12 protein-coding genes and 3 pseudogenes are annotated in these 17498 nt (G+C 71.6%); 9 read left to right on the top strand and 6 right to left on the bottom strand.

Annotation, left to right across the window (positions count from 1 at the left end):
* Positions 1-386 precede the first annotated feature (386 nt).
* From ACZ4FV_RS38745 to ACZ4FV_RS38735, 3 genes and pseudogenes are all read right to left on the bottom strand, one after another.
* Positions 387-605, bottom strand: a pseudogene (locus ACZ4FV_RS38745) (Helicase associated domain protein); the annotation flags it as partial.
* Positions 606-739: 134 nt separating this feature from the next.
* Positions 740-1482, bottom strand: a pseudogene (locus ACZ4FV_RS38740) (alpha/beta fold hydrolase).
* A gap of 188 nt (positions 1483-1670) precedes the next feature.
* Positions 1671-2891, bottom strand: coding sequence for an MFS transporter (locus ACZ4FV_RS38735; RefSeq protein WP_465325293.1), 1221 nt, complete (start codon positions 2889-2891; stop codon positions 1671-1673).
* A 139-nt stretch (positions 2892-3030) separates the two neighbouring features.
* Here ACZ4FV_RS38735 and ACZ4FV_RS38730 point away from each other — a divergent pair, with 139 nt between their 5' ends.
* Positions 3031-3564: a CGNR zinc finger domain-containing protein gene (locus tag ACZ4FV_RS38730; protein WP_465325291.1), complete on the top strand. Its 534-nt coding sequence runs from the start codon at positions 3031-3033 to the stop codon at positions 3562-3564.
* 1001 nt (positions 3565-4565) lie between these two features.
* Here the strand turns inward: ACZ4FV_RS38730 and ACZ4FV_RS38725 are convergent.
* A complete protein-coding gene (locus ACZ4FV_RS38725; RefSeq protein ID WP_402239066.1) occupies positions 4566-5417 on the bottom strand; it encodes an NAD(P)H-binding protein in 852 nt (283 codons plus the stop codon).
* 351 nt (positions 5418-5768) lie between these two features.
* Here ACZ4FV_RS38725 and ACZ4FV_RS38720 point away from each other — a divergent pair, with 351 nt between their 5' ends.
* The 4 genes from ACZ4FV_RS38720 (at position 5769) to ACZ4FV_RS38705 (ending at position 12711) form a co-directional block, all read left to right on the top strand.
* On the top strand, positions 5769-7316 hold the full coding sequence (locus tag ACZ4FV_RS38720) for a hypothetical protein (protein WP_465325288.1): 1548 nt from the start codon (positions 5769-5771) through the stop codon (positions 7314-7316).
* Between the two features lie 184 nt (positions 7317-7500).
* Positions 7501-7794 (top strand): hypothetical protein, encoded by a 294-nt coding sequence (locus ACZ4FV_RS38715; protein WP_465325287.1) that lies wholly within the window; start codon positions 7501-7503, stop codon positions 7792-7794.
* 123 nt (positions 7795-7917) lie between these two features.
* Positions 7918-10401: a protein kinase domain-containing protein gene (locus tag ACZ4FV_RS38710; RefSeq protein ID WP_465325285.1), complete on the top strand. Its 2484-nt coding sequence runs from the start codon at positions 7918-7920 to the stop codon at positions 10399-10401.
* A 30-nt stretch (positions 10402-10431) separates the two neighbouring features.
* On the top strand, positions 10432-12711 hold the full coding sequence (locus ACZ4FV_RS38705) for a protein kinase domain-containing protein (RefSeq protein ID WP_465325283.1): 2280 nt from the start codon (positions 10432-10434) through the stop codon (positions 12709-12711).
* A gap of 532 nt (positions 12712-13243) precedes the next feature.
* On the opposite strand, the gene ACZ4FV_RS38700 is transcribed toward ACZ4FV_RS38705, so the two are convergent.
* The gene (locus tag ACZ4FV_RS38700; RefSeq protein ID WP_465325281.1) at positions 13244-13408 is read right to left on the bottom strand and encodes a hypothetical protein; all 165 of its coding nucleotides are present in this window, start codon (positions 13406-13408) and stop codon (positions 13244-13246) included.
* Between the two features lie 102 nt (positions 13409-13510).
* Between ACZ4FV_RS38700 and ACZ4FV_RS38695 the strand changes: the two are divergent.
* The 4 genes and pseudogenes from ACZ4FV_RS38695 to ACZ4FV_RS38680 form a co-directional block, all read left to right on the top strand.
* A pseudogene (locus tag ACZ4FV_RS38695) lies at positions 13511-13746 on the top strand (sigma factor); the annotation flags it as partial.
* A gap of 668 nt (positions 13747-14414) precedes the next feature.
* Positions 14415-14822 (top strand): hypothetical protein, encoded by a 408-nt coding sequence (locus ACZ4FV_RS38690; RefSeq protein WP_465325278.1) that lies wholly within the window; start codon positions 14415-14417, stop codon positions 14820-14822.
* 23 nt (positions 14823-14845) lie between these two features.
* Positions 14846-16111: a hypothetical protein gene (locus ACZ4FV_RS38685; RefSeq protein WP_465325276.1), complete on the top strand. Its 1266-nt coding sequence runs from the start codon at positions 14846-14848 to the stop codon at positions 16109-16111.
* A gap of 364 nt (positions 16112-16475) precedes the next feature.
* Positions 16476-16634 carry an STAS domain-containing protein gene (locus ACZ4FV_RS38680; RefSeq protein ID WP_465325274.1) on the top strand — a complete coding sequence of 53 codons (159 nt, stop codon included), beginning with the start codon at positions 16476-16478 and terminating at the stop codon, positions 16632-16634.
* Positions 16635-16796: 162 nt separating this feature from the next.
* On the opposite strand, the gene ACZ4FV_RS38675 is transcribed toward ACZ4FV_RS38680, so the two are convergent.
* Positions 16797-17072, bottom strand: coding sequence for an outer membrane protein assembly factor BamB family protein (locus tag ACZ4FV_RS38675; RefSeq protein WP_465325272.1), 276 nt, complete (start codon positions 17070-17072; stop codon positions 16797-16799).
* Positions 17073-17498: the final 426 nt, after the last annotated feature.

Here is a 17498-nt window from a genome sequence, read left to right as displayed (position 1 = left end):
CGCCGGCCGGGCGGGCCGGTTTCGCAGCACTGGCGCATGAGCTCGCAGGCCGGTTCACCGTCGTCACCCACGATCCGCGTGGTACCGGTGCCAGCAGCGCCCGGCAACCACCTCGGCGCGAGCGCCGAGCCGGCAAAGTTCGCCCGCGTCCTCGAGTCCCTGCTCGAGGCCTGAAACAAGGCCCCTCCTGGGCCGAACGGCTCAGGAGGGGGCCAGTGGGTTGTGGCACCGGAAACGCCGTACCGACTGTGTGCCACTGCCTGCAGGTCGCACGACTCGTCGGCGAGGACGTGCATCTGGGCGTGGCGCTTGCCGCAGGTGGCGGTGCGGTCCCAGGTCACCTCGACGCCGACGGCCGCGGCGGATGTCCATCGCATGTCGAGCGCGGAAAGCGCGTCGAGCCGCTCGGGCGGGTATGTGGCGCGTCGTTGTCGCGCGTTCGCGAGGGCGGCCCCCAACCTGACCTGGTGCGCCTCGCCGCCGTGTTCAACGGATTCGACGTGCTTGCGCGGGACGGTGAGGTGCCCCTCGCGTTCCCGGAACGCGGCCGCCGCGGCGAGGGTGAGCGCCCACCGGTCCGCCCGCACCGCCTCTACCGCCGACATCGCGGGCCGCTCCTTCTGCTCGGTGACGTCGACACCCACACCCGCCGGCGCGTCCCGGCAAGACGCGGTGCCGCGCTCGGCCCCGGTGGGCGAGTGCGGCACCGCGTGCGCGGAAATGTGCGTGTGCGTGCCGGTCAGGAGACGTTGCGCCCGAGGAAGTCGCGGATCAGCGCCGCGATCTCCGGGGTGTGGGTGGCGAGCGCGAAGTGCCCGGCGTCGAGCAGGTGGATCTCCGCGTCGGGCAGGTCGCGGGCGAATGCGCGGGCCCCGTCCGGGCCGAAGATCTCGTCGCCCGCGCCCCACGCGACCAGCGTCGGCGGCCGGTGGGTGCGGGCTCCTGGAAGGTCGGGTAGCCGTCCAGGTTGAACTGGTAGTCCCAGAAAAGCTGGAGCTGGATCTCCTTGTTGCCGGGCCGGTCCAGATACGCCTGGTCCAGGACCCACGCGTCGGGGGCCACCCGGGCCAGGCGGTCCGCCGGGATGCCGTGCGCGTGCTGCCACTTGGTGGCCTCGGCGGTCAGCAGTTCGCGCACCGCGGGCTCGTGCGTCTCGCGGTCCTTGGCGTGCGCGAACAGGACGTCCCAGAACGGGGTGAAGCCCTCCAGGTAGGCGTTGCCACTCTGGCTGATCAACGCGGTGACGCGCTCGGGGTGGGCTGCGGCGATCCGCAGGCCGATGGGGGCGCCGTAGTCCTGGATGTACAACGCGAACCGGTCCAGGCCGAGGTGGTCGACGAGCTTGAGGGTGACCTCGGTCAGCTTGTCGAAGCTGTACGGGAAGGTGTCCACGGCCGGTGCGTCCGACTGCCCGAAACCGATGTGGTCGGGGGCCACCAGGTGGTAGGTGTCGGCGAGTTCGCCGATCAGGTCGCGGTACATCGCGGAGCTGGACGGGAAGCCGTGCAGCAGGAGCAGCGTGGGGTTCGCCGGGTCGCCGGCCTCGCGGTAGAAGACGTTCAGTCCGTCGATCTCCACGGTGGCGTGGCGGATGGCGCGGTCGGCGGCGGTGGGGGTGGCGGCGGTTGCGGGGGTGGCGATGGCGTTCATGGGGATCGTCCCTTTCCGGGTCACGAAGTGGATGCGGAGGATGCGAGAGCTGCGGTCGACACGGTGTTGCGTGCGGCGGTACGGGTCGCTCTCGCGGTGGTCGAGGTCAGGACGGCGGCGAGCAGGCTGAGCCCGACGCCGGCCGCGAAGTAGGCGCGGTAACCGCCGGTGGCGGCGTGTCCGGCGGCGGCCAGGGCGAGGCCGAGGCCGGCCGAGCCCTGGTGAACGATCCAGGCCGGGGCGAGCGTTCGACCCAGGCGTGCCGGGTCGAGGCCGCGGGTGACGATCGCCATGGTCAGGGGGATCACCGTGAACGACGCGGCGCCGAACAGCGCGGCGGCGACGATGAGCAGCCGGGGGTCGGGAGCCGCCGCCGCGAGCACGAGGGACGCGGCGCGCAGCGTGTGCATGACGGGTAGCAGGCGTTCGGGCGCGGTGTGACCGACGAGGCGTGCGGTCACCGCGGACGACACCGCGGCAGCGGCGGCGGCCACCGCGACCAGGCTGCCGCCGGCCGCGGCCGACCAGCCCAGTTCGACGGCGTGCTTGGGGAGCAGCAGGACCATCGCGTACAGGGTCGCGGCATGCAGCCCGAACGCGGCGAGGGTGCGCCCGCGGCCGCGCAGCGATTGCCGCTTCGGCAGGCCCGGCCCCGCTCCCTCGGTCGCGAGGGCGGCGCCGGAAGCCTTGGAAACTTCGGAAGCACCCGGCACGGCTGCGGTCTGACGGTCCGTGGGGACCGCCGCCGCGAGCACCGCGGTGGCGGCGAGCCCCGCCGCGCCGATCGCCGCGTACGTGCCGCGCGTCCCCAACGGCCCGAACAGCCCGGCCGCCGCCCACGGGACGACCAGCTGCCCGAGGTTGATGCCGATCGTGGCGCGGGCCAGCGCCGGTGCCGCGCGGTTGCCTTCGGCCCGGGCGATCAGGGTACTGACGGCGAGGCTGGAGGAACCCGCGAAGCCCAGGCCGCCGAGCACCACGTACGCCGCCACGAACTGCCCGGCGCCGCGGGCCGCGCCGAGCGCCAGGTAGCTCGTCGACAGCAGTAGGAGTGCCGCGACGATCACCCGCTTCGCGCCGATCCGGTCGAGCAGGACGCCGACCAGCGGCTGGGCGGCGCCGGTGACCGCCGTGGACAGCGCCGCCGCGACCGCGAGGGTCCCGGCGCCGATGCCGTAGTCCTCCGCGACCGGTGCGAAGAACACCCCCGCGGAGAAGTTGAGGCCGAACGACACGGTCATGGCCGCCAGTCCTGCCCCGGTACTGCCGATGCGCGGCACTAAAGCCACCCCCCTGTTTCTAACGACTAGCTCGATGCCCAGACATTAGATGACCGGAATCTAACCTGTCAACACTCATTCATCGGTTAGATTGGTCGGTATGGACATCCGACCGCTGACCGGCGAACCCCTGGCGCTGGACCTCGCGAACACGCACTGGCCGCTGCACGGGGCCCGGCACGACCACCTGGACGACCCGGCCCTGCTGCGGGCCTGGCTGGCCGAACACGCCTTGGACGAACTCCTCGACACCACGCCCGAGACGGTCCTCGACGCGGTGCGCGACGCGCTCGTCGCCACCCGGGAGGCGATCCGCGCCGCGCTGGAGGAAGGGGCGTACCAGGACCTCGAAGCGGTCCTCGCACGCGGGACGATCCGCCTCGGACTCGGCGCGCAGGGCCCCACCGAGCAGGTGGACGTCACCGACCCGGCATGGCGACCGGCCTGGGAAGCGGCGCGCGCCTACCTGGAGTTGCTCCGCACCACGGATCCGGAGCGAATCAGACGCTGCGCGAACCCGGAGTGCACACTCTGGTTCGCGGACGTGTCCAAGAACGGTCGACGGCGATGGTGCTCGATGGCCGAATGCGGCAACCGCGCCAAGACCAGAGCACACTACGCCCGAAGCCGGTGACCGCAGACCGATCCCGGCACCCGAAGACGGCCCGGACAACCCCGGGTTCGGCCGGAGAGGGGAGGGGCGTCGCCCGGCGTCCTGGGGGATGGAACCCCGGGCGGGCGGCCTGCCCACGGGGGCGGTCGGTGCGTACACGCTCAACGAGCCGGGCGTGCGTCCGGGGACGCGCGCGGCCGTTGTGCCCCGCCGGCTCACCGCGATGCGCGCGTCCGGGTGCGCCGGCCGTCGCGAGGGTCGGGATCCCCACGATGGCCCGCGAGCCGGGGCGGTGCCCCGGCCGCATCCTCCGACGGCCGGGACACTACCAAAGGAACATTATTGAAGAAATGATAGAAAATGACTGATTCGCAGTACAATTCGACAGGCATGGTGGATGCCCAATGAATCGCCCCGCGCCGGGGCCTCTTCCCCCATGATCGGACCGGGCAGCGCGGCGCGATCGCGGACGTGAGCAGGGAGCGGCGTGGCGGGCCTTAGGGACGAGACCGGGCGAACCTACAGGCGGTCCAGCCGTCCACACGTCGAACCGGTCCGGGGAATCCCGGGTTGTCACCGGGCCGGAGGGCTCAGCGTGGGCGCGAGTGAATACTGTCCCTTTCCGAAAATCCTCGGCGAGGACATCGGACCGGCCGGTCACCCGGCGTTCGCCGCGTCGGATGGCGGCGGTGGATGCCGGCCGAGCCCGGGCGGGCGGCATCCACGCCCCGGTGACGCATCGAGGAGATCGCACAAGTCGCGACCCCGGTACTCAAGTTCCGAGCCTACGCACGCGGGGAGGTCTTCCAACTCTCACAACCCGACCGGCCCGCCCCGCGTGCACGCGCAACGCGAAGCGGGCCCGTCGCTCCCCAGAGCGGTCCTGCCCCTGCGAACAACGACCGCAGGAATCATCGGTATCGCCTCGCCTGCGCGTCGAACGGTCCGGCCCGTGCCGCATCGCGGTCCGCGAATTCCTTGGTCCCGAGCCGCTTTTCCGTGTCAACGCATGGATGTCCCTGTCAGCGGAAGTCCGCGGCGTGGTCCACCGCCCACTCCCGGAAGGATCGGGCCGGGGTACCCGTGATGCGCTCCACCTCGTCGTTGACCGGTTCCGGGTGCTCGAGCATCTCCAACTGGGCCGGCAACACGGCCTCCACCAGCTCCGCCGGCCAGCCCGCGGCCCTCATCTGCGCGCCGGCCTCGTCCAGGGTGATCTCCTCGAACCGCACCGGCCGCCCGATCGCCTCGCCGATCAGCGCCACCTGGCGTTCCTGGGTGACCGGTTCGAGGCCGGTGATCAACGGGCGGGCGCCGAGCAGGGCGTCGGTCGTCAGCGCCCGAACGGCGACCGCGGCAATGTCCGCCTCGTGGATCAGCGGGCGGGCCAACCGGGCCAGCGGCGCCCGTACCGCACCGGTGGTGCGGACCTCCTCCGCCCAGCCCAGCGTGTTGCTCGCGAACCCGGTGGGCCGCAGCGCCGTCCACTCCAGGCCCGATGCCTCGATCAGCCGCTCCAACTCCGTGTGGAACATGGTGATCGCCTCGCCAGGCTTCTCCTCCTTGCCCCCGACGCCGGCGGACGACAGGTACACCACCCGTCGGGCGTGCCTTCCGATCGCGTCGATCACATCCGATGCGCCCTCGGCGCTCATGAAGGGCCACACCAGGAAGACCGCGTCGACGCCCCGCAGGGCCGTGTCCAGCGACGCGGGATCACCGAGATCGCCGCGTACCGCCCGCACACCTTCCGGGAAGTCCGCCTCCGCTCTCACCAACGCCCGCACGGGCACGCCCGCCGCGTGCAGTCGGGACACCAGCGCGCCGCCGACCTTTCCGGTCGCGCCGGTCACCAGGATCTCGGGCCGTGTCATCGGAATCTCCTCGTCTCGCCGTTCGATGACATGACCCTCACACTTCAAGGAAGGTTGAGGTCAAGCGGCATCCTCGCCCTCGACCCGGCGGGCCAGGGTTCGAGGGAGATTCGTTCTGGAACTGTTCAGCAACGGCGTCCGCGTCGACGACACCTTCGCCGCGCATCTGCCGCGCGCCTTCGACGCAGCCGCCCGCGTGGTGCGAACTCGTCGGGCATGGGGAGACGTTCCCAGCGGAACCCCGTGCCGGACATGCGCCGATGCTCGTGTTGTCCGTGCCCTGCGGCAGCATGACGCCTGGTGGCCCGGGGCCGGGACGCCGGAGCCGGTGACGTTTCGGGGGGAGTGCTCGTGCGAACGGTGTTCGAGGGTTCGGTGCATGTGGCGTACTCGCAGATGTACGTCGACAGCCGCGTCGACGGGGCGGCGATCGAGGGGGAGCACTGGGCGGGTCAGGCGAACGGCTTGTGCGGCGCCGCGGTGGAGGGGTTCCTGTTCCTGGTCACCGGTATGCACACCGGCCGCGTCGGGCTGACCATCGAGGTCCACGACGGGCCGCCCGCGGTGGACGGGCGGTGGGAGGACGTGGTCGAGGCCCCGTTCACCCCGCTGACCCGCGCCGTGCGGCTCGCGCAGTGGGGGGACGCCGACGCGTGCGGGTTCGAACTCGACCCGGTCGACCATCGGGTGCGGTACTGCGCGGTGGGGATGGACGAGGCCTCCGCGCACGGCGTGGTGTCCGCCGGCGAGCAGCCGGTGGACCGCTACCTGCTGCAGTTGTGGCCCGCGCCCGCGGAACCGGACCGTGTGGTGCGCCAGACGAGCGACCTGGCGGCGTACTGGCACAAGTTCGCCCGGCAACAGCCGCCGCCACCGACGCCCCGGGAGCGGGCCGCGGCAGCGCGCGCTGCCCGGGAGGAGGAGGCCCGCGCGCGGGCGGAGCGTGCCCGGGAGTACGAACTACGCCAGTGGGCGGGCCGGTTGCCGACCGAGCGGCTGCGGCGGGTGGGCGGGAACGTGCACAGGATGCGCATGCTGGACGTGCACCTGGTCCACGCGATCGCACGCGTGGACGACGCGACGCAACGCCGGATCGCCCGCTGGGCCGCGCACCGCGCCTGTGCCGCGGCGGGCTTGGCGGACGTCGACTGGATCGCCCCCGCGTTGGCCGCGCTCGACGCGGGCGCACCGCTGCCCCAGCCGTTCGACGACCCGGGCGAAGCGTGGCGGCACCTGCTCGAGGACCCGAATGTTCCGCGCACCACGATCACCCTCCCGGGCGACACCACCCGCAACGCGCTCCGACAGGCGTTCGCCCTGCCGGCGTTGCTCGGCGCCGCCGAGCCGGACTCCCTGCAGGCCGCCCTCGACGCCCTGTGCGCCGCCACGGTGTCCCACGGCAGCGACCATCGCGCCTTCCTGGACGAGGTCCGCGAGACCTGGCCCGGGCTCGGCGTCGTACCGCCCGCACCGCCGGAGTCGCCCCCGCCGCCCTTCGCGTTCCCCCCGGCCACCGGGGACGGATTCGCCGACACCGCGTCGGGCCCGCGGACTTCGGTGGCCGAGGTGCGACCGACCGCCTCGGCGCCCGATCCGAAGACCTCGTCCGCTCCGCCCCGACACCGGCCACCGACCACACCTCCCGTCGCGCGTCGGTCGCCCGGTTCGGGCAAGGGCCTTGCGTCGCTGATCCCGGCCTCCGGCCCCCGGCACCGCCCCGCCGGCGCAGCCAGCTCGATGGACGGGGATCGATTCGTCATCGTCGCAGGATCCTCGGGCCGCCCTGCGGCTGACGAGCCCGCCGCGGTACACGGCCTGGCGGGTGCCCCGAACAAGGGCGTCGACCCCGACCCCGACGGCGACGGTGACGCCGAGGAGGAGCCTCACGACGTCGGCTGAACAGGGGAGCGGATTCGGATTCCCTGCCGCTTCCTGTGCTCGCACCCGGCATGATCTCCCCTGCGGGCAGGCCGAGTTCATCCATCGAGGGAGTCGCGTCGTGTAACCGCACGCGACGCATCGGCCGTATCGGTGCCCGGCGCTGTGCGGCGCGGCTGCGACCGCCCGATCCGGGGTGTGGGCGGTGTCCGAGCCGTGTCCGGGCTGGTTTCCGTACGCTCCGGCCTGCGCCCTGGTCGAGGCCGGCCGGATTCGCCCCGGTGCCGCCGAGCACATCGCCGCGCTGCCCGGCGTCGGCGTCCTCGCACCGGACCTGTCCGCCGCACTGGCGATCGCCCCCGACGACACCCGGGGCGCGGCACACGCCCGCCACGCGGCCCGGCCCACCCTCGAACGTCCGGGCGGCGCGTTCGTGGCCACCACCACCCCCGACCGATGGGCCGGACAAGCAGTACGGGTCCTCGACCTCAGCCGCTGACCCCCTCGGTCCGGCGACATCCGCCGTGGCGAGCCGGGGGACAGGGTTCCGACCCGTGGCGCGGCGCCGTTCGAGAGCGCTGCTCCCGCGCGGAAGCACCATGTGCTGGTGGATGCTCCGCCCATGTCGCCACCGGCAGCCCCACCAACCCGCCGCTGCGCCGTGGTCCATCGTCGGCGAAGCGTGCCCCACCTCAAGGTCCTCGACCGTGAGGGCATTCCTCGCCACCTCGCATCCCTGAACGGCCCTTCTCAGACGCCCTCTTGTAGCATCTCTGCGATGGGGACGGGGAGCCCGCCCACAGGGCGGCGCCATGGTGTGGGACGTCGGATAGGTCCGTATCTCGTCGAGCGATCGCTCGGTGAGGGAGGCATGGGCCGGGTGTATCTCGCGCGTCCGGCGGACGATGCGGCGGGCAGACGGGTCGCGGTCAAGATCATCCACCCGCATCTGTCCCGCGACCCGTCGTTTCGCGCGCGCTTCGCGCGCGAGGTGGCTGCCGCGCGGGCGGTGCGGAGCCGGTACCTCGTGCCGTTGGTGGCAGCCGACCCGCAGGCGGAGGAGCAGTGGCTGGCCACGGCCTATGTGGAGGGCCCTTCGCTGCGCGAAGTGGTCGACGCATGGGGTGGGTTCGGGGACTACGCGTTGCAGGGCCTCGGGGTTGCCCTCGCGGGTGCGCTGCGCGACATCCACGCCGCAGGGCTCGTGCACCGCGATCTCAAGCCGTCCAACGTGTTGATGGACGCCGACGAGGGACCGTTGGTGATCGACCTGGGCATCGCGCGCGCCGCGGACGCGACGAAGCTGACCGGCACGGGCGTGTTGATCGGCACTCCCGGCTACATGGCTCCCGAGCAGTTGGTCCTCGCGGACTCGGCCCCGCCCGCCGATGTGTTCGCGCTCGGTGCCGTACTCGCTTTCGCCGCGACGGGCCGTCGTCCCTTCGGCGCCGGACCCGCCCATGTCGTCGGGTACCGCGTCACCACGTGCGAACCGGACCTGGAAGGCGCGGCGGAATGGATTCTTCCGATCCTGTTCGGGTGTCTCGCGAAGGACCCTGCCGAGCGGTTGACTCCGGAGGATGTGATCGCGTCCCTCGATCCGAAGGGGGACCGGGCCTCGGCGTCACCGACACCCGGGCGTGTACGGCGATGGCGACCCGTGCTCGCGGCCGTGACCTCGTTGGTCGTCGTGGTGGGCGCGGGTGTTGCGGTGAAGCTCGGCGACGACGGCGCCGCACCCGGCGCGGTGGGTGGCCCGTCGACCACGTCCACGGCGCCGGCCGTTCGGCCGCCCGTGATCGAGACGGCCGAACCCACCGCCTCGGCGTACCCGCCGGCCCCCAAGCTCCCTGACCCCACGAGCGCGCTCGCCGGGGCGGCGTCGCCGGCGTCGTGGACGCGCGCCTGGAACGAGACGTTCGCGCCGCAGGAAGTCTCCACGACGACTCCGCCGGGGAGTGCGAACGGGCCCTACGCGATCGACGCGTGGTTGACCGATCGGGTGCTGGTCGGTGTCGGTGGCACCGATGTTCGCGGCACGGACCCGGACACGGGCCGCCGGTTGTGGACACTGCGCCCGCCGAGGGCGGGCATGTACCCCTGCCAGGCGGCGCGCGACCTCGACGGCGACATCGGGATCGTGATCTTCGGCGCGATCGTGGACAGGATACCCACATGCGATCGCGTGGTCGCCGTGGACATCTCGACCGGCGAAGCGTTATGGGACAAGCCCCGCCCGGGCCGCAACACGGACCACTTCGAAAACGATGCCTCGGCACAGCCGGTCGGCGTCAGCCACGACCGGGTCGTCCTGCGCTCCGGAGACGTGCTGACGGCCTGGAGCTTGCGCGACGGCGCTTTCGCATGGGAGCACGACCTCGCGGCGGAGGGCTGCTCGCTGCAGACCGCGGTCGTGGGGCCGTCCACCGTGGCCGAGGGTGTGACGTGCGACCCCCGCGACAAGAAGGACACCGCCCGGGCACGCACCATCCGTTCGGTGAACGTCGCGGACGGCCGTGTGCGCTGGACCGGTTCGCTGCCTGGCGGGGTACCGATCGATCGGATCGAGATCGCGGAACCGGTGACCGTGAGCCTTCCCGGACCCGGCGGCGGCGATCCGGGACCGCTCGTCGTGTTCGACGCGAACGGCAGGCCCGGTCCGCGCCTGCAGACCTCCCAGGACTTCGGCGCGCTGGCGCCCGACAAGCGCAACAACCTCCAACTCGCCCCATCCGTTTTCGGCTGGAAGAACACCGTCGTGGTCCTGGTCACCGAGGGCGGATGGAACATGCCGAGGGGGATCGCCGCCGTCGACGCCGACACCGGCCGGGTGCGCTGGCATCGGAGCAGGCCCGAGGGCGGCATGACGTTCGTGTTGGGTGTCGACGACCAAGGTGTCCTGGCGCTCGCTGCGGACGAGCCTCGCGGGCTGACCCGATACGCCCTGGCAGACGGCGCGCCCCGCCCTGCGGGCACGCTGCTCGAAGGCGGTCCCCTGGCCTCCTACAACTACGCCGCGGCCCGACTGGCGGGGAACAATCTGATGTTGGTCACCGGCCGGACAGCGGACCCGGGAGTGGTCACGATGTGGAAACCGCAGGGGTAGGTGCCTGGTGCGGCGATGTGAGGAGCGACCATGACGCGCGACGGTGCGCAGCCGTTGGAGCCCGGCGATCCCGAAAGGATCGGCGGGTATCGGCTGGTGGCGCGGCTCGGACAGGGCGGCATGGGGCGCGTGTTCCTCGCCGAGGACGACGAGGGCCACCGGGTCGCGGTCAAGGTGGTGCACGCCGAGTTCGCGGCGGATCCTGATTTCCGCACCCGCTTTCGGCGCGAGGTGAACGCGGCGGAGCAGGTCCTCAGTTACTTCACCGTGCCACTCGTCGACTCCGGTCCCGAAGCCGAAACACCCTGGTTGGCGACGCAGTTCGTCGATGGACCGGCCCTGGGCGCGTCCGTGCGCCGAGACGGACCGCTGCCGATCGCGAGGCTGTGTACCCTGGCCGCCGCGCTCGGCGAGGCGTTGATCGTCATCCACGCCGCCGGCATCGTGCACCGTGACCTCAAGCCGTCGAATGTACTGATGGCCGACGACGGTCCACGGGTGATCGACTTCGGGATCGCGCGCGCGGCCGACGACGACGAACTCACGCGCACCGGCGCCGCGTTGGGCACCCTGGGGTATGCCTCGCCCGAGCAGTTGACCGGGGACGAGCCGGTGGGCGCGCCCGGCGACGTGTTCGCGCTGGGCGGCGTGTTGCTGTTCGCGGCCACCGGCCGCGAACCGTTCGGGGACGGTCCGCAGGCCGCGGTGGTGTTCCGGACGGTACATCAGGCACCGGATCTGACCGGTGTTCCCTTACCCCTGCGGGATCTCGTGGCGTCCTGTCTCGCCAAGGATCCCGGCCGGCGTCCGACGCCGAGGGAGGTCATCGCCGCGGCGCGCGCCGCGCAATCGCGGTTGGGGAAGCCACCGCGATCGAACGGCGGCGCGGACGCGGTGCCCCCGGTCGACGAGCGGGTGACACCCGTTGCGGACGATCGCGACACGTCGGCCCCGTTCCCGCCTGCGCGTACCCGGCGACTCGCGGTACGCGAGGGTTCGGACGAGAAGAGGGCCGCCCGGATATCGCGTTCCGGTGTGCTCGCCTTCGGCGTGGTCGCGTTGATCCTGTGCGTGTTGGCCGGCATGTGGCTGATCAGGCCGGACAACGAGGAGCGGTCGCAGCCGCGCACGGGTGCCCAAGCGGGCAAGCCGTCCGGTGCGCGCGTCGAGGGAGTGATTGCGGCGGGCGACCGGCGCCGGGTCTGGACCGCGTACAACGTCGACAAGAGCGTGGACACGCGTTTGTGGGGAGTGTGGAGCGACGACAACGTGATCGTGCGGATCGATGCCGCGGGAGTGCGCGGGTACGAGGCGAGGACCGGACGGCAGTTGTGGATCGCCGCACCGCCGGCACCCGATCTGGTCCCGTGCCACGCGTCGGACGGAAATACGGCCACCAGCGACGGGGTTGGCGTGATCGTGTTCGGCAAGCCGTTCGAGAGCCCGACCACGTGCGAGGAGGCGGCCGCCTACGAGATGGCGACAGGTCGCCTGTTGTGGCACCACACGGTCGGCCGACCGGATGGCCCCAATCTGGCGGCCATGCACGGTGATGTGGCCACCGTCGCGGCAGAGGACGGCATCCGCGGCTTCGATCGTTCGGGCGGCGTCGAACGCTGGCGACTCCCGTGGCGCGAGGCGGGCTGCGAACGGCTGGACGTCACCCTCTCCCGATCCGCGTTGCGCGTTCGCGAGCGATGTGAGGATCCCCGTCTGACGCTCGCCTACCGGGTACTCGACATCGACCCGGCCACCGGCAGGGTCCGCGGCCGGATCGACCTGCCCGCGGCGAATTCCACCCTGAAGGCGGAGACATTCGCCTACGAGACGGAGCCCGACGGTGTCGTCTTCGTGCGGCCCGATGGCGGCAAAACCCGCGAACTGCCTTTGAAGCAGCCGTTCGGCACAATTTCCACGCTGGGTTTCGGCGACGCGGACACCTATGTCACAACGGCCGACAAGCGCGACACGAGCGGCGGCATGGAGGCGACCGAGATCGTGGCCTTGGATGCCGCTTCCGGGACGGTCCGCTGGCACCTTCCGCTGGTCACCCGAGAGGAATTTGCGGTGTTGGCGATCCGCGACGGGTCCGTATTCACGATCGAGCGCACATCGACCGCTTTCGACCGGCCGGACGTTCGGGTGCAGGAGCGTCGACTCCGTGACGGATCGGTGGCCGCGACCGGCACACTCCCGCAGGAATTCGTCATCGGCTCGGCCGAGCGGGTGGTGGCCGCCGGAACCCTCGTGATCGCGATCGACAGCCGCAGCCGACCGGGCCTGGTGGGCTACGACGTCATGCCCGGTTGACCGCGGCAAGCGCCTGCCGTTCGGCGGCCGCAGCCCGGCGACGGCGCGCGTCCCCTGCCGAAGGCCGCTCCGGTGGAGGTGAGCCGGGTCGGCGCGACCGCCCGGGCGACCCCGAGGTCCAGGACACGCGGACCGCCCTCGGCCATGATGATGTTGCCCGGCTCGAGATTTCGATGGACCAGCCCACCGTGCGGCATGAGCCGGATCTCCAAGTGCCCCTCGCGCGGGGGCCAGGGCTCGGCCGGGCCGGGCCGGTCCCGGGATCGTAGCGAGCCGTCAGCCAAACGCGGATGCGGTCCGGGGCGTACGCGTGGGCGTAGAGGCTGATGCAGCACTTCTCGGACGTGTCGTACGCGTTGGGCACGCCGGAACCGGCTTTGCGCCGGCGGATCACGGGAAACCGGGTGGGCCCAGCTCCGCGTCGCCGCGTGGCGTTTCGAGCGGCGTGGACGGGGTGAAGGCTCCGCCGGTTCGACGACGGCGCCGGCCCCCGGGTCTCGCGCACCGGTCCCGGTGGTTGCCGGCGGGTTGTTCAGCCGAGGCGGCCGATGTGGATGACGACGATGGTCAGTGTGGTGTCGGTGATCTCGTGCATCACCGGGTGGCGGCCCACCTGCATGCGCCGCAGGTCGGGACAGCCGTACTCGAAGGTGCCCCCGGGACGGGGCTCGTCGGCCGACAGGTCGACGACGTCCATGTGTTGACGCAGGCTGTCGGCTCGTCCTCGAGGAGGCGGGCGACGGTGTCGGGCCTGACGCGGCGCGACGACGTCAGCGTGACCCCGATAGGGGCCCGAGCTATGACCGACCACGTCACCGACCCGGCGACCGACGCCTTCGTGACCCACCGCAACCTGCTCTTCACCGTCGCTACGAGATGCTGGGATCGGCCGCCGACGGCGAGGACGTCCTCCAGGAGACCTGGCTGCGGTGGGTCAAGGTGGATTTGGGCCGAGTGAGCAACCAACGGGCGTACCTGGTGAGGATCACGACCCGGACGGCACTGAACCGGCTGCGCACCATGAAGCGCCGCAAAGCGACCTCTACTCACTCGGCGTCGTCATGTACGAAATGCTCGCGGGACGCAGCCCGTTCACGGACAAGTCGCTGCAGACGTGGGAGCAGCGCCTGGCCACGCCGGTCGTGCCGCTGGAGCAGGTTGTCCCGGATCTGCCTGCGGGGCTTCACCGGCTGGTCGGACGGCTCATGGCCTTCGACGCCGGAGCCCGTCCGGCGAGCGCGGCCGAGGTACGTACGGAATTGGCCCGTCTGATGCCCGGAGCCGTCGCGCATACACGCGCGGTTTCGGCTTGGCTGCCGCAGTCGACGACGGCCCGCGGATCGAACCGGCTGCGGCGGCGCAGCGTGTTGGCGAGGCCGGACTTGGGGCGGGCTTCTTGCCCGCCGCACGGATGCAGTCACAGATATCGGAACGAAACCCGACACAGCCGGACCTGCGACCCGGGGCTTCGGCGGAGCTGTCTTCCCCAACGGGGCCGGAGCCGGCACATCGACCCCGGGGCGCTTCCCGGACCAACCCCCAGGGCCGACGCCGCGCGGGCCGGACGGACTTGGCAAGTCGTGACCGGGAGATGCGGTGACGATCTTTCGGTGGGTGTCGGTGGGGTTGCGGTGGATCGGAGCGGCTCTCGGGGCGTCGGTGGTGGTCGGTAGCGTCTTCGGTCATGACCATGAGATTGACCGATGGCCCGGGAAGCGGCCATCGAACTGGCCGACGGCCTGTGGAACGGCACCGGCGTCGACTGGCGGGGGGTCGATCTCCTGGTGCTCGTGAGCTGTTCGGTCGGCGTCCTGGACCAATCCGAGGACCAGGACGTCGAAGGGCTGTGCGTCCGGCTCGCCGTGCATCGCGCGCGCGGCGTCCTCGCCTGCCGCCGACCGGTGGTCGCGCCACACGCCATCGCGTTCGCCAATGAAGTCGTCGCCCGCTACCTGGACTTGCGCGGCGACCACGACGCGGGGCCGCTCCTGCGGGCGCGGGCCGTCAACGCGGCCCGACGGCACTTCCTCGGGCGGGGGAACACCCCTGTCGAGGGACGGATGGTGAGACTCGACACCGTGGCGGCGTTCGAGTTGTACGGACTCGGATGACCGAGGAGAACAGGAGCACGGCGATGACCGGACCGACAGCCGACCCCACAGGCCGTTTGACGATGGTGGCACTGGACCGCGACGGCAACCGGCGCGATGAACAAGGCGTGGTCGCGCGACTGCTCGACACCATCGGCGACACCCGTCGCCCGGTGACCGACATCTTCGTACTCAGCCATGGATGGCAGACCGACTCCCCCACTGCCACCGCGATGTACAGCGAGTGGATACGCACGATGCGCGACCATCTCGCCGGGCCCCAGGCCGCGCTCCGCGAACGCCGTCCCGACTTCCGTCCCGTGGTCGTGGGAATCCGCTGGCCGAGCGTGCCGTGGGAGCATCCTGCGGGTGCGATCTCCTTTGAGCAGGAGGTCGCGTTCTACACCGACCTGATTGGTGATCCCGCCGCCGAGGAGGAACTGCGACCACTGCTTGCCGAAGCGAACGCCAAGCCGGATGCCGAACTGTCCGAAGCCGACGAACAACGGTTGCGGACCTTGGACGCGAGATCCGGTCTCGCCCTGGGGCACGTCGGAGCGGCACCGGGCGACGATCGCGCATCCTTCGAACCCCGACGGATCGTCGCCGACTTCCGCGAGACGCGAGACGACGGCGCCGAGGCCGGGCGATTGCGCTCGATCCTCGCGCCCCTGTGGGTCACCAGTTTCTGGACGATGAAGCGACGGGCCTGGCAGGTGGGCCGCAGCGGCGGACACCGACTGCTCCAAGAGCTGCGCGCCGCCGCCCCGTCACAAGCCAGATTCCATCTCGTCGGTCACAGTTTCGGCGCCATCGTGTGCGCGGGCGCGATTCAGGGTGACGAAAACACACCCGCAGCATCCGTACACTCACTCATCCTGTTGCAGGGAGCACTCTCCCTGTGGGCCTTCGCCCCCCGGATCCCCGACACCGAACGGTCCGGATTCTTCAACCCTCTCATCACCCGCGATCTGGTGACCGGGCCTCTCGTCACCACGCGGTCACGCCACGACCGTGCCCTCAAGTGGTACTTCCGTATGGCCGCCACCGTCGGCCGCGACAATCGGCTCGCCGGTCGTTTGCCGCGCTACGGCGCCGTGGGGACATACGGTCTCGCGGGCGTGGACCGCGTCACCTCCGAGGTGGTAGGGCCGGGCCGCCTGCACTACGGCATCCGGTCGGCCAATCGGTACGACCTGGTGGGTGATGCCGTGATCTCCGGGCGGCGGTTCTCGGTCCAAGGCGCCCACTCGGACCTCGCCCACCCCGAAATCGCCGCCGCCATCTGGGAAGCCGCCACATCCACGTGATCCGCGCCGGACACACACCGCGATCCGGTGGCGGCGCCGCGGTGACCGACGAGCGGTTCCGGCGCGGCGTTCCCACCCGAAGCTCGCTCACCTCGGCCCCCCGAAGTCCGTCGGATCCGAACGACCGAGGGCCGCAGATGGGACCGCGGCGGCCTCGGGTTACGGCGCACGGCGGTGCCCTCTTCCGGGTGCCCGTCCGCACGAATCCGGCGTCGTCCCCCCCGGTAGGGCGGGGCAGCGTCCGGGGCGTGGAGTCCCCTGCCGGCGGTCCAGGGCCGGTTCCGACGGACCGGGACCGCCGACAGGGGCCGCGGGGTCATGCCGGGGGGAGCCGAAAACCTCCCCAGCCCTTCCGGGGGTGCCGATGGACACCGTGTTCCACGTCCACACGCAGGCGCAGGGCAGCGCGTGCGAGGTGGCCGTGACCGGCGAACCGGACCTGGCCACCGCCCCGCAACTGCGCGCCGCGCTCACCCACGCCCTCGCCGGCCACCAGCAGTCGGCGTGGACCTGTCCGGAGTGACCTTCGGCGACTGCGTCGGCCTGAGCGCCCTGCTCGGCGCCGCCCGCGACCACGGCACCGACGGCGGGTACCTTTGGCGGTCGCGACAGGACCGATAGCGGGCCGCGCTCGTATCGAGGCATCCCCGCCGGCGGCCGAGCTTTGCCGCGAGCACGGTTCCGGTCACGGCCCGGTGCCGGTGGCGGCGTCCAGCGCGTAGGGCGTGCCATCGCGGGCCCCGAGGTAGACCATCCCGTCCGCTGTCGCGGGCGGGAAGGACGTGCTGCCGGTCGGGTACGTCCAGCGTTTGGTGCCCGTGGCGGCGTCCAGCGCGTGCACGGTGCCGTCGGTGGCGCCGACGTACACCACCGTGTCCGCGATCGCGGGCGACGCGGCCGTGCTGCCGGTCGGGTGGGCCCGGCTGTGCCCGCTGCGCCGTCTCGCGGAGAGCCGTCGCACGGACCCTGGAGTGGTCGTGGCTCCCCGCTTTTCAGAACTCCTATGCGTATGAAGCCTGTTCGCGCAACGTGACCCGCCACGTTCCAGGCGGGCGTGCAGGGGCGGCGGTGTCGCCGAGCGCGTCGTGGGGTAGATCGACGCGGCCTCACGTCCGAGGCTCGGGTCCCGGATACGAGGCCTTCGCCCGCCGGAGGAATGGCCGGCATCGCGACCACACCGGGCTGTTTCGGCGGACCGCAGGATTGGTCGGGACGTTGCCGGGTGGTGGGGTCGTTGTGCGTCGGTCGGCTGGGCACCCATCCGTCGTGGACGCGGCTACGAATGCTCGATGAGGACTGGAGGGAGTCTGCGTTGAGTGTGATCGAGGTTGCCCCGACTCGGATCGACCCGGTGCGTTGGCCCGATGTGGCCGAGGTGCCGAGGCGG

It is taken from the genome of Embleya sp. NPDC025285 (assembly GCF_055558835.1).
This window is presented reverse-complemented; position numbering and strand designations above follow the sequence as displayed.

Coding starts and splice junctions, on each gene's coding strand:
- ACZ4FV_RS38735 (WP_465325293.1), bottom strand. CDS start 2,891: ATGACCGTGTCGTTCGGCCTCAACTTCTCCGCGGGGGTGTTCTTCGCA.
- ACZ4FV_RS38730 (WP_465325291.1), top strand. CDS start 3,031: ATGGACATCCGACCGCTGACCGGCGAACCCCTGGCGCTGGACCTCGCG.
- ACZ4FV_RS38725 (WP_402239066.1), bottom strand. CDS start 5,417: ATGACACGGCCCGAGATCCTGGTGACCGGCGCGACCGGAAAGGTCGGC.
- ACZ4FV_RS38710 (WP_465325285.1), top strand. CDS start 7,918: ATGTCGCCACCGGCAGCCCCACCAACCCGCCGCTGCGCCGTGGTCCAT.
- ACZ4FV_RS38705 (WP_465325283.1), top strand. CDS start 10,432: ATGACGCGCGACGGTGCGCAGCCGTTGGAGCCCGGCGATCCCGAAAGG.
- ACZ4FV_RS38700 (WP_465325281.1), bottom strand. CDS start 13,408: ATGGACGTCGTCGACCTGTCGGCCGACGAGCCCCGTCCCGGGGGCACC.
- ACZ4FV_RS38690 (WP_465325278.1), top strand. CDS start 14,415: ATGGCCCGGGAAGCGGCCATCGAACTGGCCGACGGCCTGTGGAACGGC.
- ACZ4FV_RS38685 (WP_465325276.1), top strand. CDS start 14,846: ATGACCGGACCGACAGCCGACCCCACAGGCCGTTTGACGATGGTGGCA.
- ACZ4FV_RS38680 (WP_465325274.1), top strand. CDS start 16,476: ATGGACACCGTGTTCCACGTCCACACGCAGGCGCAGGGCAGCGCGTGC.